This window comes from Nonomuraea montanisoli (assembly GCF_013363975.1).
Taxonomy (GTDB): domain Bacteria; phylum Actinomycetota; class Actinomycetes; order Streptosporangiales; family Streptosporangiaceae; genus Nonomuraea; species Nonomuraea montanisoli.
On sequence record NZ_JABWGN010000012.1, the window covers coordinates 272,781 to 294,946 of the forward strand.

General features: G+C 71.9%; 24 protein-coding genes and 1 pseudogene. 10 read left to right on the forward strand and 15 right to left on the reverse strand.

All coding sequences use genetic code 11. The features are described from left to right. Nucleotides 1-60: 60 nt before the first annotated feature. The gene (locus tag HTZ77_RS48450) at nt 61-1,197 is read left to right on the forward strand and encodes an AraC family transcriptional regulator (RefSeq protein ID WP_175593240.1); all 1,137 of its coding nucleotides are present in this window, start codon (nt 61-63) and stop codon (nt 1,195-1,197) included. On the opposite strand, the gene HTZ77_RS31000 is transcribed toward HTZ77_RS48450, so the two are convergent. After that, nucleotides 1,100-1,843 (reverse strand): TioE family transcriptional regulator, encoded by a 744-nt coding sequence (locus tag HTZ77_RS31000; RefSeq protein ID WP_205303956.1) that lies wholly within the window; start codon nt 1,841-1,843, stop codon nt 1,100-1,102. The genes HTZ77_RS48450 and HTZ77_RS31000 overlap by 98 nt on opposite strands. An 82-nt stretch (nt 1,844-1,925) precedes the next feature. Beyond that, nucleotides 1,926-2,717, reverse strand: a complete 792-nt coding sequence (locus HTZ77_RS31005; RefSeq protein WP_175593241.1) for an SDR family NAD(P)-dependent oxidoreductase — start codon at nt 2,715-2,717, stop codon at nt 1,926-1,928. Between the two features lie 91 nt (nt 2,718-2,808). Between HTZ77_RS31005 and HTZ77_RS31010 the strand changes: the two genes are divergently transcribed. The 3 genes from HTZ77_RS31010 to HTZ77_RS31020 all read left to right on the forward strand — a co-directional run bounded on the left by HTZ77_RS31010 (nt 2,809) and on the right by HTZ77_RS31020 (nt 5,067). Continuing rightward, entirely contained in the window at nt 2,809-4,020 is a 1,212-nt protein-coding gene (locus HTZ77_RS31010) for an FAD-dependent monooxygenase (protein ID WP_175593242.1), read from the forward strand. Nucleotides 4,021-4,102: 82 nt separating this feature from the next. After that, nucleotides 4,103-4,822 carry a TetR/AcrR family transcriptional regulator gene (locus HTZ77_RS31015; RefSeq protein ID WP_175593243.1) on the forward strand — a complete coding sequence of 240 codons (720 nt, stop codon included), beginning with the start codon at nt 4,103-4,105 and terminating at the stop codon, nt 4,820-4,822. A gap of 11 nt (nt 4,823-4,833) precedes the next feature. Continuing rightward, complete coding sequence (locus HTZ77_RS31020; RefSeq protein WP_175593244.1) at nt 4,834-5,067, forward strand: hypothetical protein; 234 nt, start codon at nt 4,834-4,836, stop codon at nt 5,065-5,067. A 99-nt stretch (nt 5,068-5,166) separates the two neighbouring features. Here the strand turns inward: HTZ77_RS31020 and HTZ77_RS31025 are convergent, their stop codons facing one another. Continuing rightward, a complete protein-coding gene (locus HTZ77_RS31025; RefSeq protein WP_175593245.1) occupies nt 5,167-5,703 on the reverse strand; it encodes a Rossmann-fold NAD(P)-binding domain-containing protein in 537 nt (178 codons plus the stop codon). A 126-nt stretch (nt 5,704-5,829) separates the two neighbouring features. Beyond that, nucleotides 5,830-6,420 carry a winged helix-turn-helix transcriptional regulator gene (locus HTZ77_RS31030; RefSeq protein WP_328808864.1) on the reverse strand — a complete coding sequence of 197 codons (591 nt, stop codon included), beginning with the start codon at nt 6,418-6,420 and terminating at the stop codon, nt 5,830-5,832. A 128-nt stretch (nt 6,421-6,548) separates the two neighbouring features. On the opposite strand from HTZ77_RS31030, the gene HTZ77_RS31035 reads away from it, so the two are divergent. Continuing rightward, a complete protein-coding gene (locus HTZ77_RS31035) occupies nt 6,549-7,349 on the forward strand; it encodes an alpha/beta fold hydrolase (RefSeq protein WP_175593247.1) in 801 nt (266 codons plus the stop codon). Between the two features lie 839 nt (nt 7,350-8,188). Then, a pseudogene (locus HTZ77_RS48825) lies at nt 8,189-8,446 on the forward strand (tyrosine-type recombinase/integrase); the annotation flags it as partial. 52 nt (nt 8,447-8,498) lie between these two features. On the opposite strand, the gene HTZ77_RS31045 reads toward HTZ77_RS48825, so the two are convergent. Next, nucleotides 8,499-9,119 carry a MerR family transcriptional regulator gene (locus tag HTZ77_RS31045; protein ID WP_328808866.1) on the reverse strand — a complete coding sequence of 207 codons (621 nt, stop codon included), beginning with the start codon at nt 9,117-9,119 and terminating at the stop codon, nt 8,499-8,501. 25 nt (nt 9,120-9,144) lie between these two features. Between HTZ77_RS31045 and HTZ77_RS31050 the strand changes: the two genes are divergently transcribed. Continuing rightward, complete coding sequence (locus HTZ77_RS31050) at nt 9,145-10,626, forward strand: MFS transporter (protein WP_175593248.1); 1,482 nt, start codon at nt 9,145-9,147, stop codon at nt 10,624-10,626. 153 nt (nt 10,627-10,779) lie between these two features. Then, nucleotides 10,780-11,094, forward strand: a complete 315-nt coding sequence (locus tag HTZ77_RS31055; protein ID WP_175593249.1) for a hypothetical protein — start codon at nt 10,780-10,782, stop codon at nt 11,092-11,094. Nucleotides 11,095-11,104: 10 nt separating this feature from the next. Here the strand turns inward: HTZ77_RS31055 and HTZ77_RS31060 are convergent, their stop codons facing one another. The 8 genes from HTZ77_RS31060 to HTZ77_RS31095 all read right to left on the reverse strand — a co-directional run bounded on the left by HTZ77_RS31060 (nt 11,105) and on the right by HTZ77_RS31095 (nt 18,951). After that, nucleotides 11,105-11,464 (reverse strand): DUF1330 domain-containing protein, encoded by a 360-nt coding sequence (locus HTZ77_RS31060; RefSeq protein ID WP_175593250.1) that lies wholly within the window; start codon nt 11,462-11,464, stop codon nt 11,105-11,107. A 49-nt stretch (nt 11,465-11,513) separates the two neighbouring features. Further along, entirely contained in the window at nt 11,514-12,728 is a 1,215-nt protein-coding gene (locus HTZ77_RS31065) for an epoxide hydrolase family protein (protein WP_175593251.1), read from the reverse strand. Beyond that, a complete protein-coding gene (locus tag HTZ77_RS31070) occupies nt 12,728-13,195 on the reverse strand; it encodes a MarR family winged helix-turn-helix transcriptional regulator (RefSeq protein WP_175593252.1) in 468 nt (155 codons plus the stop codon). Before HTZ77_RS31070 ends, HTZ77_RS31065 begins: the two co-directional genes overlap by 1 nt. 146 nt (nt 13,196-13,341) lie before the next feature. Beyond that, the gene (locus tag HTZ77_RS31075) at nt 13,342-14,205 is read right to left on the reverse strand and encodes an RNA polymerase sigma-70 factor (RefSeq protein WP_205303958.1); all 864 of its coding nucleotides are present in this window, start codon (nt 14,203-14,205) and stop codon (nt 13,342-13,344) included. Between the two features lie 72 nt (nt 14,206-14,277). After that, nucleotides 14,278-15,459, reverse strand: coding sequence for an NAD(P)/FAD-dependent oxidoreductase (locus HTZ77_RS31080; protein WP_175593254.1), 1,182 nt, complete (start codon nt 15,457-15,459; stop codon nt 14,278-14,280). Nucleotides 15,460-15,617: 158 nt separating this feature from the next. Then, nucleotides 15,618-16,028, reverse strand: a complete 411-nt coding sequence (locus tag HTZ77_RS31085) for a VOC family protein (RefSeq protein WP_175593255.1) — start codon at nt 16,026-16,028, stop codon at nt 15,618-15,620. Between the two features lie 10 nt (nt 16,029-16,038). Further along, a complete protein-coding gene (locus HTZ77_RS31090; RefSeq protein ID WP_175593256.1) occupies nt 16,039-16,479 on the reverse strand; it encodes a helix-turn-helix transcriptional regulator in 441 nt (146 codons plus the stop codon). 66 nt (nt 16,480-16,545) lie between these two features. Then, nucleotides 16,546-18,951, reverse strand: a complete 2,406-nt coding sequence (locus tag HTZ77_RS31095; RefSeq protein ID WP_175593257.1) for an ATP-binding cassette domain-containing protein — start codon at nt 18,949-18,951, stop codon at nt 16,546-16,548. On the opposite strand from HTZ77_RS31095, the gene HTZ77_RS31100 reads away from it, so the two are divergent. Both HTZ77_RS31100 and HTZ77_RS31105 read left to right on the forward strand, forming a co-directional pair. Then, the gene (locus HTZ77_RS31100; protein ID WP_175593258.1) at nt 18,877-20,070 is read left to right on the forward strand and encodes a sigma-70 family RNA polymerase sigma factor; all 1,194 of its coding nucleotides are present in this window, start codon (nt 18,877-18,879) and stop codon (nt 20,068-20,070) included. The genes HTZ77_RS31095 and HTZ77_RS31100 overlap by 75 nt on opposite strands. A 28-nt stretch (nt 20,071-20,098) precedes the next feature. Further along, nucleotides 20,099-20,527, forward strand: coding sequence for a dihydrofolate reductase family protein (locus HTZ77_RS31105; RefSeq protein ID WP_205303959.1), 429 nt, complete (start codon nt 20,099-20,101; stop codon nt 20,525-20,527). A gap of 70 nt (nt 20,528-20,597) precedes the next feature. On the opposite strand, the gene HTZ77_RS31110 is transcribed toward HTZ77_RS31105, so the two are convergent. Together HTZ77_RS31110 and HTZ77_RS45510 are read right to left on the reverse strand one after the other, a co-directional pair. After that, nucleotides 20,598-21,524: an MBL fold metallo-hydrolase gene (locus HTZ77_RS31110; protein ID WP_175593259.1), complete on the reverse strand. Its 927-nt coding sequence runs from the start codon at nt 21,522-21,524 to the stop codon at nt 20,598-20,600. 299 nt (nt 21,525-21,823) lie between these two features. Continuing rightward, complete coding sequence (locus HTZ77_RS45510) at nt 21,824-22,165, reverse strand: hypothetical protein (protein ID WP_205303960.1); 342 nt, start codon at nt 22,163-22,165, stop codon at nt 21,824-21,826. Between the last annotated feature and the right edge of the window lies 1 nt (nt 22,166).

Consider the following 22,166-nt stretch of genomic DNA (forward strand, 5'->3'; position numbering starts at 1 on the left):
CCCTCAGACGATCCATGGGAGAAAGTCTGAAATACCTTTGTGGTCGTCTACGCTGATCGGGTGGACGTGCTCACAGACCTCCTGCATCGGGCTCGCGCGCAGAACGCCCTGGTCAGGCGGCTGATCCGGCGGCCGCCGTGGGGCATGGCCTACGCCGACGCGCCGCCGCTCACGGTCGCGGCCACGCTCGGCGGCCATGCCTGGATCCGGGTCGCGGGCGGCGTTCCGACGCGCCTGGCCGCGGGTGACATCGCCCTCGTCACCGCCCCCGGGGGGTACACGATCGCCGACGATGCGGCGACCGCGCCGGAGTTCGTGATCCGGGACGGGCGCAAGTACCTCCCGACGGGCGCACCGGCGCCGGCCCACCCGATGCCGGCGCCCCGCACGTACGGCGCCGACATGTCGCAGGCCGACGCAGCGGAGGCCGGCGCAGCGGAGGCCGGCGCAGCGGGGGGCGACGCGGCGGGGGCCGGCAGGTCCGGGGCGGGCCTGCCGGGGGTCACCGTCATGCTCCGCGGCGCGTACGAGCTGCGCGGCGACGTGGCCGCCCGCCTGCTGGAGCTGCTTCCGCCGCTGGCGGTCGTCCCCGCCGGTCCGCGTACCCGTACCGCGCTCGAACTGCTGTCCGCCGAGGCCGCCCGCGACGAGCCGGGCCAGGACGCGGTCCTCGCCCGGCTCCTGGACCTGGTCCTCGTGATCGCGCTGCGGGCCTGGTGCACCAGGCCGGAGGCGACGCCGCCCGCCTGGTACCGGGCGCTGGGCGACCCGTCGATCGGCGAGGCGCTGCGGCTGCTGCACGACGATCCCGCCCACCGCTGGACGGTCGCCTCACTGGCCGCCGAGGTCGGCATGTCCCGCGCCGCCTTCGCCCGGCGCTTCACCGCCCTGGTCGGCCGGCCGCCGCTGGGCTATCTCACTGACTGGCGCATGACCCTGGCCGCCGACCTGCTCCGCGACACCCGCCACAGCGTCGCCACCGTGGCCCGCCGGGTCGGCTACCAGGATCCGTTCGCCTTCAGCGTGGCCTTCAGGCGCGCCCGCGGACGCACGCCCTCGGCCTGGCGCGTCCCCGCCTCCGAAGCCTCAACGCTCGCGATCAATCCGCCCGCGGGCGCGGCGCCGGCCGGCAGTCGAGAGGCCGGCAGTCGAGAGGCCGGCAGTCGAGATAGGCGTCCAGGGCGGCCGCGCCCGTGAGCATGGCGCGGCCCCTGGCCGAGAGCCGCTCGCCCCACTCGCGCAGCGTCGACTCCAGCGGCGCCACCCCGCCGGCCGCGCGGACCTGGCCGATCAGCGGAGCGATCTGCTCCAGCAGGTAGCCGCCGCGCCTGAGCTGGTGGGCCAGCCGGACGTCGCGGACGTCGGCCGCGCCGTAGACCCGGTAGCCCGTCTGCGGATCGCGGCGCGGCCGGACCAGCCCGGCGCGCTCCCACTTGCGCAGCGTGGCCGGGCGGATGCCGAGCCTGCGGGCCAGGGGGCCGATGAAGGTGTCGCCGCGTTCCTGCGGCACGGGCGCGTGCTCGCCCAGGGAGTCGCGCAGCGCGGCCTCGACGGCCTGCAGGGTGCGGCGGTCGTCGAGGAGCTGGGCGTGGCTGGCGTCGATGAGCCGCAGCGCGTCGTCGGTGGCGCCCCGGTTGACCGCCTGCATGATCGACGTCGCCGTCTGGTGGCCGTGCCCGGCCACCAGGGCGAGGAACGCGCGCAGGGCCTGCGCGTGCAGCGGGGTGTAGGTGCGGTAGCCGTGGACGGTGCGTTCGGCGGCCGGCAGGATGCCGGCGTCCTCGTAGTTCCTGACCGCCTGGGTGGACAGGCCGTGCTCGCGCGCCAGGTCCACCGGTCTCATGGTGAGGCTCCCACCGGGCGGAAGAGGAGGTTCACCGGCCGAAGTCTACGCCGCCGTCCCCCGCGACCCCCACTGTGCGGAGTCAGGCGACGCCGAGGGCCTCGGCGGCGTCGTCCCACAGCCGGCGCGCGAGGGCGGTGTCGAGGGCCGGCGGCCGCAACGGGACCTGCTTCGACTCCTCGAAGTACCGGCCCGTCCCCTGCGCCGCCAGCAGGTCCGCCACGGGCGGGGCCGCGTGCTCGGCGGGCTTCCACGTCCGCTTGACCAGCTTCAGGACCAGCCCGAGGGCCCCGCCGCGGTCGCCGAGCCCGGTGCGCAGCACCCCGGGGTGCACCGCGTCGATCGTCACCCCGGCGGCCCGCCACCGCTCGGCGAACAGCGGGAGCATCAGCAGGTTGGCCAGCTTGGTGGCGGCGTAGGTCTTCATGGGGTGGAAGTCCTCGCCCGTCGGGGTCCGCGCGGGGTCGACCTTTCCCGTCACGTACAGGCCCGCGCTGATCTGCACGACCCGGCGCAGCCGGTCCTCCAGCAGGTGGTTGAGCTGGAACGGCGCGAGATGGTTGGTGAAGAACGCCTGCTCGAAGCCGTCCTCGTTGAGCACGCGGCGGCTGGGCCACAGCGCCGCGTTGTGGACGAGCACGTCGATGCCGGGGACCGCCGCGGCGATCTCCTCGGCGGCGTGCCGCGTCGTGCGGACGCACGCCAGGTCCGCGACGACGAGCCGCGCCCCGATCTCGCGCGCCGCGGCCGTGCCCTCCTCGGCTCGCCGGGCCACGATCGTCACCCGATGCCCCCGCCGGACGGCCTCCGCCGCCACCGCCCGCCCGATGCCGCGGTTCCCGCCCGTCACGACCACGCTCAGCGACTCGCTCATGCCCGGAGTCTAACCGACGAACTGACCAACAGAACTGTTTTGGTCAGTTCGTCGGTTAGGGTGGCGGCTGACCTCACGGAAAGGGAACGCCATGACGGACACGGCCCGGCAGGGACGCGCGCTGGTGGTCGGACTGGGCATCGCGGGCATCGCCACCGCGCTGCGGCTGCGGCAGATCGGCTGGGAGCCGCTGCTGGTGGAACGGGCCGCCGCCCGCCGCTCGGGCGGGTACTTCATCATGCTGTTCGGCACCGGCCTCGCCTCCGCCGACCGGCTGGGCGTGCTGGAGGCGATCGGCGACCGCACCCCGCGGCGCCCGCCGTTCGAGGTGAACCGGGCCGGCCGCCGAAGCGTCGGCATGAGCCTGGCCGCCCTGCCCGGCAAACCCCGGGTGGTGCTGCGCGGCGACATCGAACGGGCGCTGTTCGCCGCGCTGCCGGACGATGTGGAGATCCGCTACTCCACCGTCCCGACCCGCATCACCCAGGACGACTCCGCCGCGCGGGTCACCCTGCGCGACACCGCCTCCGGCGCCACCGTCACCGAGCGCTTCGACCTCGTGGTGGGCGCCGACGGCATGCGCTCGACCGTACGCAGGCTGGCCTTCGGCCCCGAGGACCACCTGCGTCCGCTGAACTACATGATCGGCGCCACCGTCCTCGACGAGCCGATCGAAGGTCTCGGCCAGGACCAGGGCCTGACCCTGGCCGAGCCCGGCCGCTCGGCGTGGGTCTTCCCCTTCGCCGACCATGCGCCGGGCCTGCTGTTCTCCTACCGCACCGGCGACGTCGACGCCGAGTTCACCCGCCCGCCCGCCGACTCCATCCGCGCCGCCTTCGGCCCGCAGCCCACCGGGCCGCTCCTGGAGAACCTGCTCACGGCGTTCGAGCGGGCCCCGGACTTCCTGTTCGACTCGGTGAACCAGGTGCGGATGCCGCGCTGGCACCACGGCCGGGTGGTCCTGGTCGGCGACGCCGCCTGGTGCGTCACCCTGTACGCGGGCATGGGCGCCTCCAGCGGCATCGCCGGAGGCGAGCTGCTGGGCACCATGCTGCGGCGCCACCCCGGCGACCTGCCCGCCGCGCTGGCCGCGTGGGAGGACCGGATGCGGCCCTTCATCCAGACCGAGCAGGACAACGCGCTGATCATGCGCAAGATCTTCACGCCCCACGACCGCAAGGAACGGATCACGCGCGCCGCGATGCTGCGCCTGCTGAACGTGCCGCTCATCCGCCAGGCCATGGGCAAGATAATGAGAGGCCCCGACTTCGCGAACAAGGAGTTCGACGTCGCCGCCGTGTGACCCGCTCGCGCGGCCACGACAGCACAGCGCCCGACCCGTCGCGCGCCACGGACCACAGCCACGCAACAAGAGGACGACCCCGGTGAACCAGCTGATCGAGCACCACTCGCGCAAAGCCGCCCGCATCCTGGACAGCGCGCGCGAGCTGGTGGTCGACCACGGCGTGCGCAAGGTCACGGTCAGCGAGATCGCCCACGCGGCCGGCGTCGGCAAGGGCACCGTCTACCTGTACTGGGCCGCCAAGGAGGACCTCATCCTCGGCCTGTTCGCGCGCGAGCTGCTGACGTTCCTCGACGAGATCATCGCCCGCATCACCGCCGACCCGGCCACGGTGCTGCCGCGCCGCCTGGCGCCGATGCTGGTCGGCACCGGCCTGCGGCTCCCCCTGGCCTCCCGGCTGAAACACGGCGACACCGACCTGATGCGGGTGCTCACCCAGCAGGCCGCCGACCTCGACGTGTTCGCCCGCGTCAGGCCCAGCGCCCTGTGCGACGCCGTCATGCCGATCCTGCGCCGCAACGGCCTGATCCGCCACGACCGTCCCCTGTCCGAGCAGTCCTACGCCATGCACGCCGTGCTCACCGGGTTCGGCACCGCGATGTCCGACCCGGTCAACGCGCCGCTCGGCGTCGCAGACCCGGGCGCGGTCCTCGCCGACACCGTGGCCCGCCTCCTCGAACCGCCCGCCGCCCCGGACGAGGAGGCCGTCGCGGCGGCCGCCGCCGACACGGTCGCCGTCTTCGGCCAGAGCAGGGACGCCGTCCTCGGCCTCATCGCACGCAGCCAGGTCACCGGTCAGTGACCCGGGATCACGTGAACGATCTCGTCCACCGGGCCCTCGCCGCCGAGGCGGCCGGGGCCGCGGCACCCGCCGAACGCGCCGTCCGCGACCTGCTCACCGCTGGCCCCGGAGCGCTGCGCCACGTCCTCACCGTCGCCGAGGAACGCCCCGAACGCCACCACCCCCTGCGGTACGAGGTCGTCCGCCGCAGCACCACCCCCGAGGCCGTCCCGGTGCTGCCCGCCCACACGGGCACGGGCCCCTGAGTGGGGCCCCCTCGGCCGATGCCGCCACTGGATCGGCAGCCTCAGTCCGTGAAGTAGTGTCCCGCGTTCAGATCGGCGAGGAGCCCGGGCCGGTCAGCACTAGTACTCCAGCCCACCAGCTTCCGGGTCAAGGCGGAGGAGGCCGGCATGTCGAGCGTGACGAAGGAGGCCGGCCAGCCGAAGTGCTCGCCCGCCTGCCGCGCGGTGATCGCGGTCACCGGCACGCCGAGCCGGCGCCCGACGACGCCGGCGACGTCGCGTACCGGCACGCCCTCCCCGGTGCACCAGCGGCAGCCGCATCACCGAGACCCGCACCCCGCGCTCCACGAACGACAACGCCACCTGCTCGGCGGCCCCCCGGGGCGAATGCGCTCCCGGCTCGTCCTCCTCGGTGCCGACGCGGCCGGGCGGGAGCAGACCGGTGCCCGAGGTGATCGCGAACGGCCGGCCGGATCCCGCCGGCGCCTCGCCGAGCGCCGCGACGGCCCGCCGGTCGGTCCGGCCGGCGGCCTGGAAGTCCGCGAAGTCGTGCACGAAGGCCAGGTGGATGACGCCGTCCGCGGCGGCGGCCGCGGCGCGCAGCCCGGCGAGGTCCTCGAGCGAGCCCGGGCGGGGCTCGGCTCCCGCGGCCCTCAACGCCGCGGCGGCCTCCTCCGTACGGGCCAGCCCGAACGGGGGCGCCGAGTGTTCAGGTCGGGGTCTTCGACGTTGAGCGCGAGATTTCCGTTGCTCTGGCGGCTGTCCGGAACAGGCGCTTACGGGTCAGGACGCGAAGCACCGCAGGAAGCGCCGCAGGGTGGATGCGTCGCCGGTGACGGCGGCGTCTGCGGCATGCACGGCATCATCGAGGTCCCGACCGCCGAACACCAGGTCCTGCAGGACGCGCACTCCACAGGTGATCGTGGCCGCCGCGTCGGAAATCTCGCCTCGGGCGATGTGCAGCCGTCCTTCGGCGACTTCTGCGTAGAAGGCGTCGTCTCCAAGGCGCAGCTGGTAGCGGCCACATAGATCGCTCGCCGCGGCGGGGACAAACGTGGTCTTGAGGGCGAAAGCCAGCGCGTCCGTGCTCAACTCGGTCGCCGACGTGCTCGCAGGCGGGATGGAGCTGCCCCACCGGCCGAGCGCCAGCAGAACCGGCTCGAGCTCCCGGCCGCGCGGCGTCAGCTCGTAGACCCGGGCTCCAGCGGGCGGTCCCAGGACGCGACGCGCAACCACGCCGGAGTCCTCGAGCTCCCGCAGGCGCTGCGACAGCACGTTGTGACTCACTCCGGACAGCCCGCGATGCAGATCCACGAAGCGTTTGGGACCGAACACCAGCTCGCGCACCATCAGGAGGGCCCAGCGCTCACCCACGACATCCAGAGCCCGGGCGATGCCACACAGATCTCCATAACTACGCGAACCTGACACTCTACGATTTGTCCTTCTTTAGGAGTAGTCGCTCCTATATCAGGAGTATAGCCGGATCGAGGAGAGAAACGATGCCGCAGGTCACTTCCCGGGACGGTACGTCGATCGTCTACGAGCGGGCCGGCAGCGGTCCGGTCGTCGTCCTGGTGGGCGGCGGGCTGGACGACGGGGCAGAAAACCGGCCGCTGGCCCAGGAACTGGCCGAAGACTTCACTGCCGTCAACTACGCTCGCCGTGGCCGCGCCGCAAGTAGCGACGTGCAGCCGTACGCACTGGAACGTGAGATCGAGGATCTGGCAGCGTTGATCGACGCGATCGGCGGGCCGGCGCATCTGTTCGGCGCCTCCTCCGGTGGTGCGCTCGCGCTGGAGGCGGCGGCGGCCGGACTGCCCATCGGCAAGATCGCCGTGTTCGACGTGCCCTATGCCATCGGCGACACCGCCGTCCGGACCTGGCAGGCGTACGTCGGGCAGTTGCGCGTCGCGCTCGCCGGCGAAAAGCATGGCGAGGCGCTGAAGCTGTTCATGCGGCTGGCCGGCGCCTCCGAGCAGGCCATCGCCGGCGCGGAAGACTCGCCGATGTGGCCGCCGCTGCTGAACCTCGCGCACACGCTGGCCTACGATGCCGCCTGCCTGGGAGAGGGGCCTCCACCCGCCACGCGACTGTCCACGATCGATCAGCCGGTACTGGTGAGCACCGGAGCGGGCGTCGACCCGCATATGGCAGGTCTTCCGGGCGGCTTCTTCGGCCAGGCCGCCGACGCGATCGCCGCATGCCTGCCCCACGCCGAGCGCCGGACTCTCGACGTGCGCGAGCACATGGTCAACGCCAAGGTCCTCGGCCCCGTGCTCACCGAGTTCTTTCGCATTTGACCGAGGAAGTGCCGCCCACCACCCATCCTTGAGCCAGTCCGATGCCGGACTGGCTCAAGAATGAGGGCGGCGTTCGCAGCCGGTAGCCCCAGGGGGTCTGGTTCGCATGGGGACAATGAAACGTCAGCCACGCGAGCCAGGGGCGGAGTGCGCAGACTCCGCTTCTCACCCTCGTTGTCCGGACCGACGCAACGAGCGCTGCCGCCCGCGCGGCCAAGACCTGCAGCGCTGAGCGCTCAACCTCGACGTCACGACTCAATGGTCGACGCCACCGAACTCGACTTCCGAGATTGCGCGTTCCGGATCCTCGCAGGCGCCCGGATCGGCTTCCGGGATTACGAAGCGCGGTCCAGGCGCCCGCCCTACCCGGCTGCCGGCCGCCTACGAGGCGGTCCTCGGGGAGTACGCCGCCGCGTTGGAGCGCACACCATTGTCGGCCGAGACCCGGCGCACCTACCGCTTCCGGGTGCGCATGTTCCTGTCCTGGTTGGCCGATCACGCCGCCACCTGTTCCGCCGTTCCCCTCGCCGATCGGCAGATGCGGGACTGGGCGGTGCGCGACTGCCGGATGTGGCTGCTGCGCAACCGCCCGGCCAGGCGCAGCCGCCTCTACGTCAACTCCGTCCTGACCGCGCTGGACGACTTCCACGTCCGCAGGGGCCTGGGCCGCCGTCGGCCGCGAAGACCTGCCCAAGAACGCGCCGCGCGCGCTGGCCGAGCGCGCCCGCATCCGCTGGCTGCGCGCCGTGGAGGCGCATCTGTCGCCCCGGGCCGCTGCATCGCGCTGATCTTGTACTGCGCCGCTCGACGAACGCCTCAACTGGCCCCACGCCGGCGACAACCGGGCCCTGTTCCTCAACGCCAAGGGCGGACGGCTGAGCAGCCGGGCCGCCGGCGGCATCATCGCCGAGATCGCCCAGACCGCCGGGCTGGACGATCCCACCACCGCGCACGTCCTACGCCACACGCTCGCCACCACCCTGGTCCGCGGCAGCGCAGCCCCACCTTCGGCAGCGCGCCGCGCTTGCCGCGCATCCCGTCCTGCGGTGGCGCGGATCTCACCGGCCTCCCGCGAACGCGCGCTTCGCACCGGGTGATGTCCGCCGCGGCGCCGGGGATCTCCGTGAAGCTCGACCGGCCGGACGTCGTTCAGCGACTGCCGGGCGGGCGCTGCGGCGCCCAGAGCCGGTCGGCGTCACCGGCGGCGAGCCGGCCCCGGTAGACGCCGATCTTGCGGTCGATGAGCGTGAGGTTCTCCTGGAGCCCGGCGAGCCTGGCGATCACGTCGGCGCGGTGGGCCTCCAGCAGGGCGAGCCGGTCCTCCTCGTTGCCGCGCCCGGCCGCCACCAGCTCGGCGTAGCGGCGGATGGCCTTGATCGGCATGCCGGTGGCCCGCAGCTTGGTACAGACCTTGATCCAGTCGAGGTCGAGCTGCCGGTAGCGGCGCCGGCCGCCGGCGGTGCGGTCGACGGGGGTGACGACCAGGCCGGCGCGTTCGTAGTAGCGCAGGGTGTGCACGCTGACACCGGTGCGGCGGGCGGCCTCGGCGATGCTCAGCCCCTCCTGCTCGGCGCCGTCAGGGACGGCGCCGCTCCGGCCGCCGGCCTCCTGAACCCCGCTCCGGCCGCCGGCCTCCTGAGCGCCGATCTGGCCGCGACCCTCTTCAGCCCCGTTCTGGCCGTGAGTCTCTTGAGCGTCGCCGTGGCCGTGAGCCTCCTGGGCACCGCGGCGGGCGGATCCGGATCCGGGCCGCGGGTTGACTTCGAGCACGCTCTAAATCCTAGCGTCGGTGGTCATGAGTTCTTCTACGCTGCCCAGACCCGCGGCCGGCGAGCCCGGCGGGCGCCGGCGGTTCCTGGTGCTCGCGATCTGCTGCGCCGCCATCGCCGTCGTGGTGATGGACATCTCGATCGTCAACGTCGCGCTGCCGGCGATCCGCCGCGACCTGCACGCCTCGGTCCCTGACCTGCAGTGGACGATCGACGCCTACACCCTGGTGCTGGCCGCTTTCCTGGTGCTGGCCGGATCCACCGCCGACCGGGTCGGCCGCCGGCGCGTCTTCCAGACGGGCCTGGCCGCCTTCGGGCTCGGCTCGCTGTTGTGCGGGCTGGCGCCGAGCATCGGCTGGCTGATCGCGGCGCGCGCGCTGCAGGCCGCCGGCGGGACGATGCTCAACCCGGTGGCGATGGCGATCATCGCGAACACCTTCACCGTCCCGGCCGAACGGGCCAGGGCCATCGGCGTGTTCGGCTCGGTGTCCGGCCTGTCGCTGGCGCTGGGGCCCATCCTCGGCGGCGCGCTGGTCGACGCCTTCGGCTGGCGCTCGGTCTTCTGGGTCAACGTGCCGGTGGTGGCCGCCGCGATCGGGTGCGCCGCGCTGTTCGTGCCCGAGTCCCGCGCCGCCCGCGCGCGCCGGTTCGACCCGGTGGGCCAGCTCCTGGTGGTCGCGGTCCTGGGCGGCGTCGTCTACGCGATCATCGAGTCGAGGTGGCTGGGCTGGACGTCGCCGGCCATCCTCGCCCTGCTCGCCGTGGCCGCGCTCGGCGTGCTGGGCCTCCTCCGCCACGAACCGCGCCGCGCCGACCCGCTGCTGGAGCTTCGCCTGTTTCGCAGCGTGCCGTTCAGCGCGGCGATCGTGATGGCGATCTTCGCCCTGTGCGGGTTCGGCGCGTTCCTGTTCGTGAGCACCCAGTACCTGCAGGACGTACGCGGCATGTCGGCGCTCGGCGCCGGGCTGTGCCTGCTGCCGGTCGGGGTGCTGGTGGTGGCGCTCTCCCCGCGTACCGGCCGGTGGGTGGGGGCGCGCGGCCCCCGGCTGCCGCTGGTGGTCTCCGGCGCCGCGCTGGCGCTGGGCGGCGGCGCGTCGCTGTGGGTGGGACCGGCCACGGCGCTGCCGGCCGTGCTGGTGACCTATCTGCTGTTCGGCGTCTTCATGGGCACCGTCAACCCACCCATCACCAACACGGCGGTCTCGGCGATGCCGCCTTCGATGGCCGGGGTGGCGGCCTCGCTGGCCTCGGCGGGCCGGCAGACCGGCACCACCCTGGGCGTCGCGATCGCCGGAACGATCGTGGGCACGTCCCTGAGCGGCGGCAGGGCGGCCTACACCGGCGCCGAGCACGGCGTGTGGTGGATGGCGCTCGGGCTCGGCGCCGGCATCCTGGCCCTGGCGCTGCTCAGCACCGGACGCCGCGCCCAGGACACCGCGGCGCGGGCGGCGGCCCTGTTCGAGGAGGCGGACGGCGACGCCGCCGGCGCTGCTAAGGTCCGGCCATGACCAGGAAACGATCATTCGGGCCGGCCGGCTTCACGTAGGCACGCCAGGAGAGACCTGGCGGTGCCACGAGGAGAACGAATGTCGCGCACCGCCCATCACATCCGTCGTCCGAACCCCGGCGGCGCCGGCCTGAGGGGAGCCGCATGGCGTACGGTGACGGTCGTCGATCTGCGTTACAGCGCCGCCTGCCTGCGGGAGGGGCGGCGGGACGGGCGCCGGCCGCGCCCGGCCGCCGTCCGCCGCAGGGTGGACGTCTACTCCTGGGCCAGGGCCGAGCCGCGAGACCGGTGGGTGTCGTGGGCGGCCGGAATCGAGGAGGGCCGGGCGCGCGGGCGGCTGCGTCTCGGGCTGGAGGCGGTCCGCCGGGCGGTCAACGCCACCGTCGGCGGCCGGCTGGCCGTCGGGGCGGCCGACGACCTCGACGTCGCGCCGGCGCGGCACCGCCGCGCCGCCGTCTGGCAGTACTGATCAGCGCGGGTCAGAGGGTGCGCGCGGCCTGGGCCGCCGCGCGCAGCCCGGCCGCCATCGCCGCCGAGTCGTGCTCCGGCTCGACCCCGTCGACCAGCACCAGGACGCCGGGGATGTGATCGGCGCGCAGCCGCTTGATGGCCCGGTAGGCGGGCGAGTCGTACCAGGCGCGGGCCTGCTCGATCGCCGGGAACTCGATGATCACCAGGACACCGGGCCAGTCGCCCTCCCGCACGTCCAGCGGCGCCCCGTGCACCAGGAACCGGCCGCCGAACGGGTCCAGCGTGTCCTGGATGCGCTCCATGTACTCGTACACCTCCTCGTGCAGCTCGGCGGGGGGAACCTGGTAGGCGAGGGCGTATGCGGGCATGGTGGCTCCTTCGTCAGGGAATGGCGGCCGGTCGGCCGGTGGAAAGGGGTCAGCGCCGGCCACGGAAGGTCCGCCGCAGGTCCTCCACCCACGCGTCGGGGATCTCCCACGGGATGAAGTGGCCGCCGCGGTCGTGGGCGGTGAGGTTGACCAGGTTGTACCAGGCCGCCCGGTCGCTGCCGCGGAAGTGCTCGACGCGACGGTCGGTCGTGACGCCGGGCGGGTTCTCGTGGCCGACGAGGGTGATGCCGGTGGGCGCTTCGACGGCCGGCTGCCGGGGGTGGGACGGGGTCCAGGGGTAGCGGTTGTTGTTGGCGTAGGTGCGGATCGAGGTGCTGATCGAGTTGGTCACCCAGAAGATCATGGCGTGGGTGAGCAGGTCGTCCTTGGTGAAGACGGTCTCGATGTCGCCGCCGTTGTCGCTCCAGCTCATCCAGCGTTCCAGGATCCAGGCGAGCATCCCGGCGGGCGAGTCGGTCAGGCCGTAGGCCAGGGTGCTCGGGGCGAGCACGTGCGCGGCCAGGTGGACGGCGAAGCGCCTGTCCAGCTCGACGATCCTGGCGTGGACGTCGGCGGGCAGGCCCTCGGGGATGGGCTGGCCGCCGCTGAGGTCCCAGGCCCGGTCGCCGTTGAACAGGGTGAGCTTCTGCCCGGAGCCGATGTGGACGGCGTGCAGCTCTCCGGCGTACTTGTGGCCGAGCTGCCCGGTGACCAGGGCGCCCACGTCGCAGCCGGCCGCCCCGTACTTCTCGTGGCCGAGGACCTCGGTCATCAGGGTGTGCCACAGGTCGGCGACCTTCCAGAAGTTCATGTCCGGGCGGCCGGGCAGCGGGCTGGAGAAGCCGAAACCGGGGAAGGAGGGGACGATCACCTCGAACGCCTCGGCCGGGTCGCCGCCGTGGGCGCCCGGGTCGGCCAGCGGGTCGACGACCTTGGACCAGTGCCAGAACGTCCAGGGCCAGCCGTGCGTGAGGATCAGCGGTGTCGGGGCGGGGCCCACCCCGGGCCTGCGCATGAAGTGCACCGGCACGCCGTCGATCTCGACGTGGTAGTGCTCGTAGGCGTTGATCGCGGCTTCGGCCCTGCGCCAGTCGTAGCCGTCGAGCCAGTACTCGACGAGCGGGCGCAGGTAGGTGCGGGGGACGCCGTAGGAGCCGTCCTCGTTGCCCGCGTCGTCGGGCCAGCGGGTCAGCTCCAGGCGCTTGCGCAGGTCGGCCAGTACCTCGTCGGGCACGTGAATGGGGGTCGGTCGCAGCGGCGACATCACGGTCCTTTCTCCTGTTGCCGGCGCCGGTCGACGTCCACCAGGCGCCTGAGGGCAGGCAGGGCCGCCGTGACGGCGGCCCACTCCCCCGGCGTCAGGTGGCCGGCGAGCTCGGCGAGGTGCGCGACGCGGTCGGCCCGGCGCCCTTCGACGACGGCCGCGCCCGCCGCGGTGAGGTGCACGAGGACGGCACGGCTGTCGGACGGGTCGGCCCGGCGCTCCACCAGGCCGTCGCGCTGCAGCTTGGTCACCATCTGCGTCATGGCGGGCTGTGTGACCTGCTCGCCGGCGGCCAGCGCGGTCAGCCGCTGCGGGCCGCGGCCGGCCAGCGTGTGCAGCACCGACAGCGTGGTGAAGCTCAGTCGCTGCACCGACGGCAGCCGGATGAACATCCGGGTGAACTCCTCCAGCGCCGAGGTCAGGTCGGTGACGCTCACGTCGGCGGCGCGAGCTCGCGGCGTGCTCATCGCGCCCGGCAGGGGGCTCGGCGGGCTGAGCTCGCTGTCACGGCTCCTCCGTTCCGTTCTTTCCGCGCGTCGGCACGAAGGAGAATGTATCACCAATTTATATAAGTTGCTTATGACTTTGCGTCCCGACCGTCCCTGACCGGCGCTCAGGGACGGCGCAGACCGCCGAGCTTGTCCGGGTTGACCTGCAGTCGCAGATTCCAAATACGGCCCTCGACCAGGTCGAACGTCAACGCGCCGACGGGCACCTCCCCGAAGCCGACCAGCACGCCCAGCTCGCCGTTGATCACAGCCGGCCGCAACACCGCGCCCCTCACCTGCGGCTTGGCCAGCACCCCGAGCATCCACCGGCCGACATGGTCGGGCCCGTGCAACGGACGGCGCGCCGCCGTGACCTTGCCGCCCCCGTCGGACCAGGCGGTCACCTCCGGCGCCAGCAGCTCCATCACCGCGTTCAGGTCGCCGCCCGAGCAGGCCGCGATGAACCGCGCGGTGACAAGCTCCCGCTGCGCCCGGTCGCTGTCGAAGCGCGGCCGGCGCGCCTGCACGTGCTCGCGGGCGCGATGCGCGATCTGGCGGATCGCCGGCTCGGGCCGCTCCAGGATGCCGGCGATCTCGGCGTGGGAGTAGCCGAAGCTCTCCCGCAGCAGGAACACCGCGCGTTCAACCGGGCTGAGGCTCTCCAGCACCACCATCAACGCGGTGGAGACGGTATCGGCCACCTCACTCCCCTCAGCGACGTCGGGCGAGGTCAGCAACGGCTCCGGCAGCCAGGGGCCGACATAGGTCTCCCGCGTCGCCCGCGCGCAGGTGAGCCGGTTCAGCGACAGGTTGGTCACCATCCGCACCAGATACGCCCTCGGCCGGCGGACCTCGGCGCGGTCGGCGGCGTTCCACGCCAGCCAGGCGTCCTGCAGCACGTCCTCGGCGTCGGCGACGCTGCCCAGCAACTGGTAGGCGGTGGCGAACAGCAGCCGCCGATGCTCGAGGTAAGGGTCCGATCCGGGCATCGCGTCCATCATCACCCGCTCATCGTCTCGATCCGCCGGCCCGCGAACGGCGCCGGGTGCCACCCCGCCCGCTCAGAGCGCCGCCTGGTGGAGGGCACGGCCGCCCCTGGAGACGACGGTCGTCACGTGCATGCGCCTGCTGAGCCGGTAGGTCAGCAGAGGGCTGCCGCTGACCAGCTCCTTGTAGACGACGGCGGCCCGGCCGGTGAGCCGCAGGCGGGCGGGGGTGTCGTCGGCGTGCGTGAACTGGACGACCGCGTCGCGCCGTCCCAGGCTGACGGGCTGATGGAAGTAACCGAACCGGAACGGCTCGACGGGCTTGCCGCGCAGCAGCCGGGCGACGGCGTCGGCGGTGTACTGGGCGGTGGGCAGCCCGCTCTGGCAGGTGCCATGGATCCGTCCCCACGGCATGCGGATCGCCGCCGCGTCGCCGATCGCGTGCACCTCGGGGTGGGAGATCGACCGCAGCGTCGCGTCGACCAGGATCAGGCCGCGCTCGTCCACCGCGATCCCGGCCTCGGCGGCCAGCGGCGAGACCCTCACCCCGGCGGTCCACAGGCAGGCGTCGGAGCCGGCCAGCTCACCGCCCTCCAGCTCGACCGCGCCGGGCAGCACCTTGACGACCCTCGCGCCGGCCCTGACCGTGACACCGAGCCGCTCGAGCGCGCGCATCAGGTACGCGCGGGCCTCGCCGCCCATCATCGTGGCGGGCTCGTCGAGGCTGATCAGGGTGACCTCCAGCCCGGGGTGGCTCTCGGCGATCTCGGCGGCCGCCTCGATGCCGGTCAGCCCGCCGCCGCACACGGTCACGCTCCCGCCCGCCTCGTCGACCTCGGCCAGACGGGCGGCGAACCGGGCGGCGCCCCGCGGACTGTCGAGGGTGAACGCGTGCAGGTCGGCGCCCGCAACCGTGCCGGTGTCGGGCGAGCTGCCCAGCGCGTAGACCAGCGTGTCGTAGTCCAGCCGCGCCGCGCCGCCGTCGATCTCCACCACGCGCCCCCGCGGGTCGATCGCGGTGGCGGCGCCCTTCACGAAGCCGACCCCGGTCCCGGCCAGCAGGTCGGGGATGCGGTGCTCGGCCAGCCGCTGCCCGGCGGCGATCTGGTGCAACCGCAGCCGCTCGACGAACCGGCTCGACGGGTTGACCATCGTGATCCGGACGCCGAGCTTCCGGGTGCGGCGGGCCAGCCTGATCGCGCCGAACATGCCCGTGTAGCCGGCGCCCAGCACGACGATACGGCGGTCACTGCGCATCGCTTCACACTCCCCTGGTCAGGTCACCGGAACGGAACGATGAGGACCGGTGACGACCATGGGACAAACAACCCCGAACCAACGTGACACGTCACCCCTGTGAGCCGCATCACACATCCAGCCGGGCACGAGCGACAGCGGCGCCCGAACAGCCCCGCCTACGCCTTGACCTCCTGCTGGAAGCGCACCATGTTGCCCGACGGGTCACGGAAGGCGCAGTCGCGCGGCCCCCACGGCTGGTCGATCGGCTCCTGCAGCACCTCGGCCCCCGACGCCCGCACCCGCTCGAACGTCGCGTCGAGATCGTCCGCACTGAAGACGATCATCGGCAGGACACCCTTGACGAGCAGCTCCTGCAGCGCGTCGCCGTCGGCCTGAGGACGACCCGCGTGCGGCTCCGACAGCACGAACTCCGGATCCCGCCGATCCGGGCCGCCGAGCGTCACCCACCGGAACCCGCCGGACGCGACGTCGTTGCGCACCTCCAGGCCGAGCGCGTCACGGTAGAAACCGAGCGCCTCGTCCACGTCGTTGACGGTGATGTGGCAGTACTTCAGTGAGATGGTCATGCCGCCCACGTTAGGCGGCCGCGGCCCCGCCCGCTTCTCCGATCCTGCTCGACGACCTGCGTGTCGGCCGCGTCCGCACCTTCGCCACACACGCCGGCATCGCCGCCACCGCACTGTGCTCCCGGCGACGGTACGCACTCGGCGTCTCCCCCACCACCTCGGTGAAACGCGAACTGAACGACCCCAGCGACGTACAACCGACCGCCATGCACGCGTCCGTCACACTCATCCCCCCACGCAGCAACGCCATCGCCCGCTCGATACGCCGCGTCATCAGATAGCTGTACGGCGTCTCCCCATAAGCCGCGCGAAAGCGCCGCGCGAAATGCGCCGGCGACATCAACGCATGACGCGCCATCGTCGGCACATCGAGCGGCTTGGCATACTCACGGTCGATCAGATCCCGCGCCCGGCGCAGGTGAGCGAGGTTGGCGAGCTCTTCCGGAGTCATGGACCGACCCTAGCAACGCCCCCCGACAGAACCCGCCCCCACCTGCGCGCGGACCACCCCGCACCCTCACCCTCCGACGTACGCCGCCAGATGCTCACCCGTGAGCGTCGAACGAGAAGCGACCAGATCCGCCGGAGTGCCCTCGAACACCACCCGCCCGCCGTCGTGACCGGCGCCCGGCCCGAGATCCACGATCCAGTCGGCGTGCGCCATCACCGCCTGATGATGCTCGATCACGATCACCGACTTACCCGAGTCCACCAGCCGATCCAGCAGCCCGAGCAACTGCTCGACATCGGCCAGATGCAGACCCGTGGTCGGCTCGTCCAGCACATAGATCCCGCCCTCGTCGGCCATGTGCGTGGCCAGCTTCAGCCGCTGCCGCTCACCACCCGACAACGTGGTCAACGGCTGCCCCAGACTCACATACCCCAGCCCCACATCGGCCAGCCGGCCCAGAACCGCATGCGCGGCAGGCGTACGCGCCTCACCCGAACCGAAGAACTCCCGAGCCTCCTCCACCGGCATCGCCAGCACCTCGCTGATGTCACGCCCACCCAGACGGTGCTCCAGCACCGACGCCTGGAACCGCTTGCCGTCACACTCCACGCACGTCGTCGCCACACCCGCCATCATCGCCAGGTCCGTGTACACCACACCCGCGCCGTTGCAGCCCGGACAGGCACCCTCGGAATTGGCGCTGAACAACGCCGGCTTGACACCATTGGCCTTGGCGAACGCCTTACGGATCGGATCCAGCATCCCGGTGTAGGTCGCCGGGTTGCTGCGCCGCGAACCACGGATCGCCCCCTGATCCACCGACACCACCCCCGCCCCCGCCGGAATCGACCCGCGCACCAGCGAACTCTTGCCCGACCCCGCCACACCCGTGACCACCACGAGCACCCCGAGCGGAATGTCGACGTCCACCTCGCGCAGATTGTTCGCCGACGCGCCCCGGATCTCCAGCACCCCCGACGGCCTGCGCACCGCCTCCTTCAACGCCGCCCGATCATCCAGATGACGCCCCGTGATCGTGCCGCCGCCCCGCAACCCCTCCACACTGCCCTCGAAGCACACCGCCCCACCCGCCGCACCGGCCCCCGGACCGAGATCCACGACATGGTCCGCGATCACAATCGTCTCCGGCTTGTGCTCCACCACCAGCACCGTGTTGCCCTTGTCGCGCAAGCGCAACAACAGATCGTTCATCCGCTGGATGTCATGCGGATGCAGACCCACCGTCGGCTCGTCGAACACGTACGTCGTGTCGGTCAGCGACGAACCCAGATGACGGATCATCTTCACCCGCTGCGCCTCACCACCCGACAACGTGCCCGAGGGCCGCTCCAGCGACAGATAACCCAGCCCGATCTCCACGAACGACTCCAGCGTCCGCAGCAACGCCGCCAGCAACGGCGCCACCCCCGGCTCATCCAGCCCCCGCACCCACCCCGCCAGATCACTGATCTGCATCGCGCACGCATCAGCGATGTTCACCCCGCCGATCCGCGACGAACGCGCCGCCTCACTCAGCCGCGTCCCCCCACAATCCGGGCAGGCGGTGAACGTCACCGCCCGGTCCACGAACGCCCGGATGTGCGGCTGCATCGCCTCCCGGTCCTTCGACAGGAACGACTTCTGGATCTTCGGAATCAACCCCTCATACGTGAGATTGACCCCCTCCACCTTCACCTTCGTCGGCTCCCGATACAGGAAGTCCCGCATCTCCCGCTCGGTGAACTCACGGATCGGCTTGTCCGGATCCAGGAAACCCGACTCGGCGTAGACCCGCACCGTCCAGAAACTGTCCGACTTCCAGCCCGGGATCGTGAACGCCCCACCCGCGATCGACAAGGAATCGTCGTACAGCTGCGACAGATCGATGTCGGAGACCCTCCCCCGCCCCTCGCACCGCGCGCACATACCGCCCGTCAGCACGAACTCCTGCCGCACACTCCTGCCCGCACCACGCTCGACCGTCGCCGCACCCGTGCCCCGCACCGACGGCACATTGAAGGAGAACGCGTTCGGCGAACCGATGTGCGGCCGCCCCAACCGGCTGAACAGGATGCGCAACATCGCGTTGACGTCGGTCACCGTGCCCACCGTCGAACGCGGATCCGACCCCAACCGCTGCTGATCCACGATGATCGCCGTCGTCAGCCCCTCCAGCACGTCCACGTCCGGCCGCGGCAACACCGGCATGAACCCCTGCACGAACGCGCTGTACGTCTCATTGATCAGCCGCTGCGACTCCGCGGCGATCGTGTCGAACACCAGCGAACTCTTACCCGACCCCGAAACACCGGTGAACACCGTCAACCGCCGCTTCGGAATCTCGATACTGACGTCCTTCAGATTGTTCTCACGCGCGCCGTGCACGCGGATCACATCATGACTGTCAGCGACGTGCGACGACGCCGGCCACCCATCCCCCGACCCCGCACCCGTCCTCGTGGCCATGCTCATCCCTGTTCTCCATCCGTGTCACGGCAACGCGCCCCTGAGCCGCTCAGGCTAGCCGCGCCACACCACCCGCGCTTCTCCGATCCTGACCAATCAGAGCGGACGCCGCCCCGGCACCCCCCGCCCGATCACCACACTCACCCCCGACGCGACCCCCACAGTTCCAGGCCCCATGATGGGTCCGTGGACTTCGAGCCCTACCGCGACGAACTGGTCGCGTACTGCTACCGAATGGTCGGCTCCTTCCACGAGGCCGAAGACCTGGTCCAGGAGACCATGCTGCGAGCCTGGAAAGCCCGCGACCGGTACGACCACACCCGCGCCTCCCTACGAACCTGGATGTACCGGATCGCCACCAACACCTGCCTGACCGCACTCGACAAACGCACACGGCGCCCCCTGCCCTCCGGACTGGGCACACCCAGCGACGACCCCGGAGCCCCCCTCACCCCCGCCCTCGACATCCCCTGGCTCCAACCGTTCCCCGACACGCGATTCGACCCCGGAACCCGAACCGACATGCGACTCGCCCTCGTCGCCGCGATGCAGAACCTGCCACCACGACAGCGAGCCGTACTCGTGCTCCGCGACGTACTCGACTTCACCGCCGCCGAAGTCGCCGCCCAACTCGACACCACCGTCCCGGCCGTCAACAGCGCCCTGCAACGCGCCCGCGCCACCCTCGCGAACACACACGGGATCGACGAGATCAGCGAGCCGGACGACCCGAAGGTCCGCGCGACGATCGAGCGGTACGCCCGCGCCTTCGAAGCAGCCGACGTCCCCGCACTCGTACGCCTCCTCACCCAGGACGCCATCCTCGAGATGCCGCCCGTGCCCCTGTGGTACCGAGGCAGCCACCACTACGGCCTGTTCATGCGCCGCGTGTTCGACATGCGCGGCACAGGCTGGGCCGTCGAACACCTCACCGCCAACGGACAGCCCGCACTCGCCGCCTACACCCCCGAGCCCGGCGGCGGGCACCGCCTGCACACCCTGCAGGTGCTCACGATCACCGGCGGCCTGGTCGCGCGCAACGTCGTCTTCGCCGATCCAGCCGTCTTCAGGGCCTTCGACCTCCCCGAACGAATTCCTGCCGGCGACTTCGGCCCCGGGCGATGAGTTCCGCCGATGCCGCCGGTACGTACGGGTGAGCATCGAGCGAAAGGACATCCATCGTGAGCGTCATCGTCATCGCCTTCATCACCCTGGACGGGATCGTGTCCGACCCGGACGGCTCCATGGGCACGCCGCGCCGAAGCTGGTCGCCTCCCGCACCCTGACCGACACCTCGGCATGGGCGAACTCCGAGGTCATCGACGGCGACCTCACCGACGTCGTCAAGCGCGAGCGGCGTGACGTGATCGTCACCGGCAGCCTGAGCGTCGTGCGCGCGCTGATGGCCGCGGACCTGATCGACGCGTACCGGCTGCTGACCTTCCCCACGATCCTCGGCACCGGCGAGCGGCTCTTCCCCGCCGGCGCGGCACCCGCCCACCTGGAATGCACGTCGGCCGAGCAGATCGGCGCCGCCGTCCTCACCCGCTACGAGAGGACGGCGCCGGTTTCCGGTCGGTGATGGGTTGTCTGGGCCGGAACGCGTGTTTGCGTTCCGGCCCAGCGCCTTTACATTGTAGATTCATAAGCCTTCAGCTTTGGTGCTGCTCCGGCAGGTAGCTCTCGGCATGCGCCCACACCAGCACGTTGGGCAGGTTCTCCCGTTCGAAGAAGGCGAGGACCTCCCGGTCCGAGTGACGCAGGCTGAAGTGGGTCAGCACGAACAGGGTGTCCGGATGGGCCAGGACGAACGGCCTGAGCTCACTCCACACCGTGTGGCCCACGCGTCGCGCCCGGTCGAGCTCGGCGTCGTCCAGATACGTGCACTCGGTGACGAGCACCGGATAGTCGAACAGCCCGGGGACGCGCCCCAGCGCGCTGGCGTGCGTGTCCCCCAGGTAGGCGAACAACGGCCGCCGGACCTGCCGGTCGACCTCGACGCCCCGCCTGCGCCGGTCGGCGACGAGCCGGCCGAACTCGGCGGCGTCGAGCGTCGCCCTGAGCTCCTCGACCTCCGGCAGCAGGGCTCGCCGGTTCTCGGCGACGCCGTAGCCCACGCTGGGCACCTTGTGCACGGTCTCGAGCACCCGCACCGTGTGGGAGCCGTTCCTGCCGAAGCGGAACTCCTCCCCCGGCCGCACCCCGTGCACCCGGGCCCCCGCCGCGAGGGCCGGGTCGTAGGCGGCCACCTGGTTCAGCTCGGTCGTGGCGCGCAGGTACTCGCGCACGTACGGCAACGCCTCGCCGGGCACGTAGATGTCGACCCCCGTGGGCCTGGTCGCCAGGTAGTCGAGGTCCTTGGAGTGGTCGAGGTGCGTGTGCGTCAGCAGCACCGTGTCGACCTGGCGGCCCTCGGCCAGCCCGGCATCGAGGGCGAGCTTCAGCTCGGGGACGTGGAAGAAGGTCTTGTCGTTGGCGCGCGAGTAGCCGGTGAGCGTCAGGCGGGCGCCGGGCGTCCGCCACGTCTTCCACTGCCGGAACGGATGCCCGCGCTCCAGGCGCTCGGGACGCGTGATCATGGTGAGGAGGATATCGACGGGCGCAGGACGTCCGCTCGCGTCGAACCACTCCCCCGGCGCGCGGACGGCGTCAGCGGCGCTGGAGCGGTTCTTCTTCCTCGATGACGAGGACCGGAAGGTGATCGCCAAGCGGCGTGACCTCAACGTCCTGGACGGCGTCAGGTGCCGACCGGGCGCACCGATCAGCTTGTGTGCCGCCGCCTTGGTCCGCCGCTTCGCAGCCGTGACGGTCTGCTCCCCCGCGGCCCGGAGGCCGCCACGGCGTGGTTGCAGCCGTTGGCGGGAGGCATCGTCACGTCCTACTCGGCCGGGTCCCAGGCACTGAGCTGCTCGAAGATACGTCGGTCGCCGTCGAGCTCCAGGGAGTCGATCGGGATACGGTCGTGCAGGATGAAGACCAGCTCGCCGGCCGTGCCCCGAGCGGAGAAGAAGGCGGCGGCCGCGTTCGGGCCCTGGCCGGCAGCGGTGGCCGGCATGGTGCCGGCCCCGGGGAGGCGGGCGGTCCGTGCGCCGTCGGCGGAGAGCGAGAGCCGCCAGGAACGCCCCTCGGAGGCGTGGAAGTCGACGGCAGCGGGCTTGTGCGGCCAGGCACTCGTCGTTGCGACGCAGGTGGACAGGAACTCGTCGACACCGTCCAGCAAC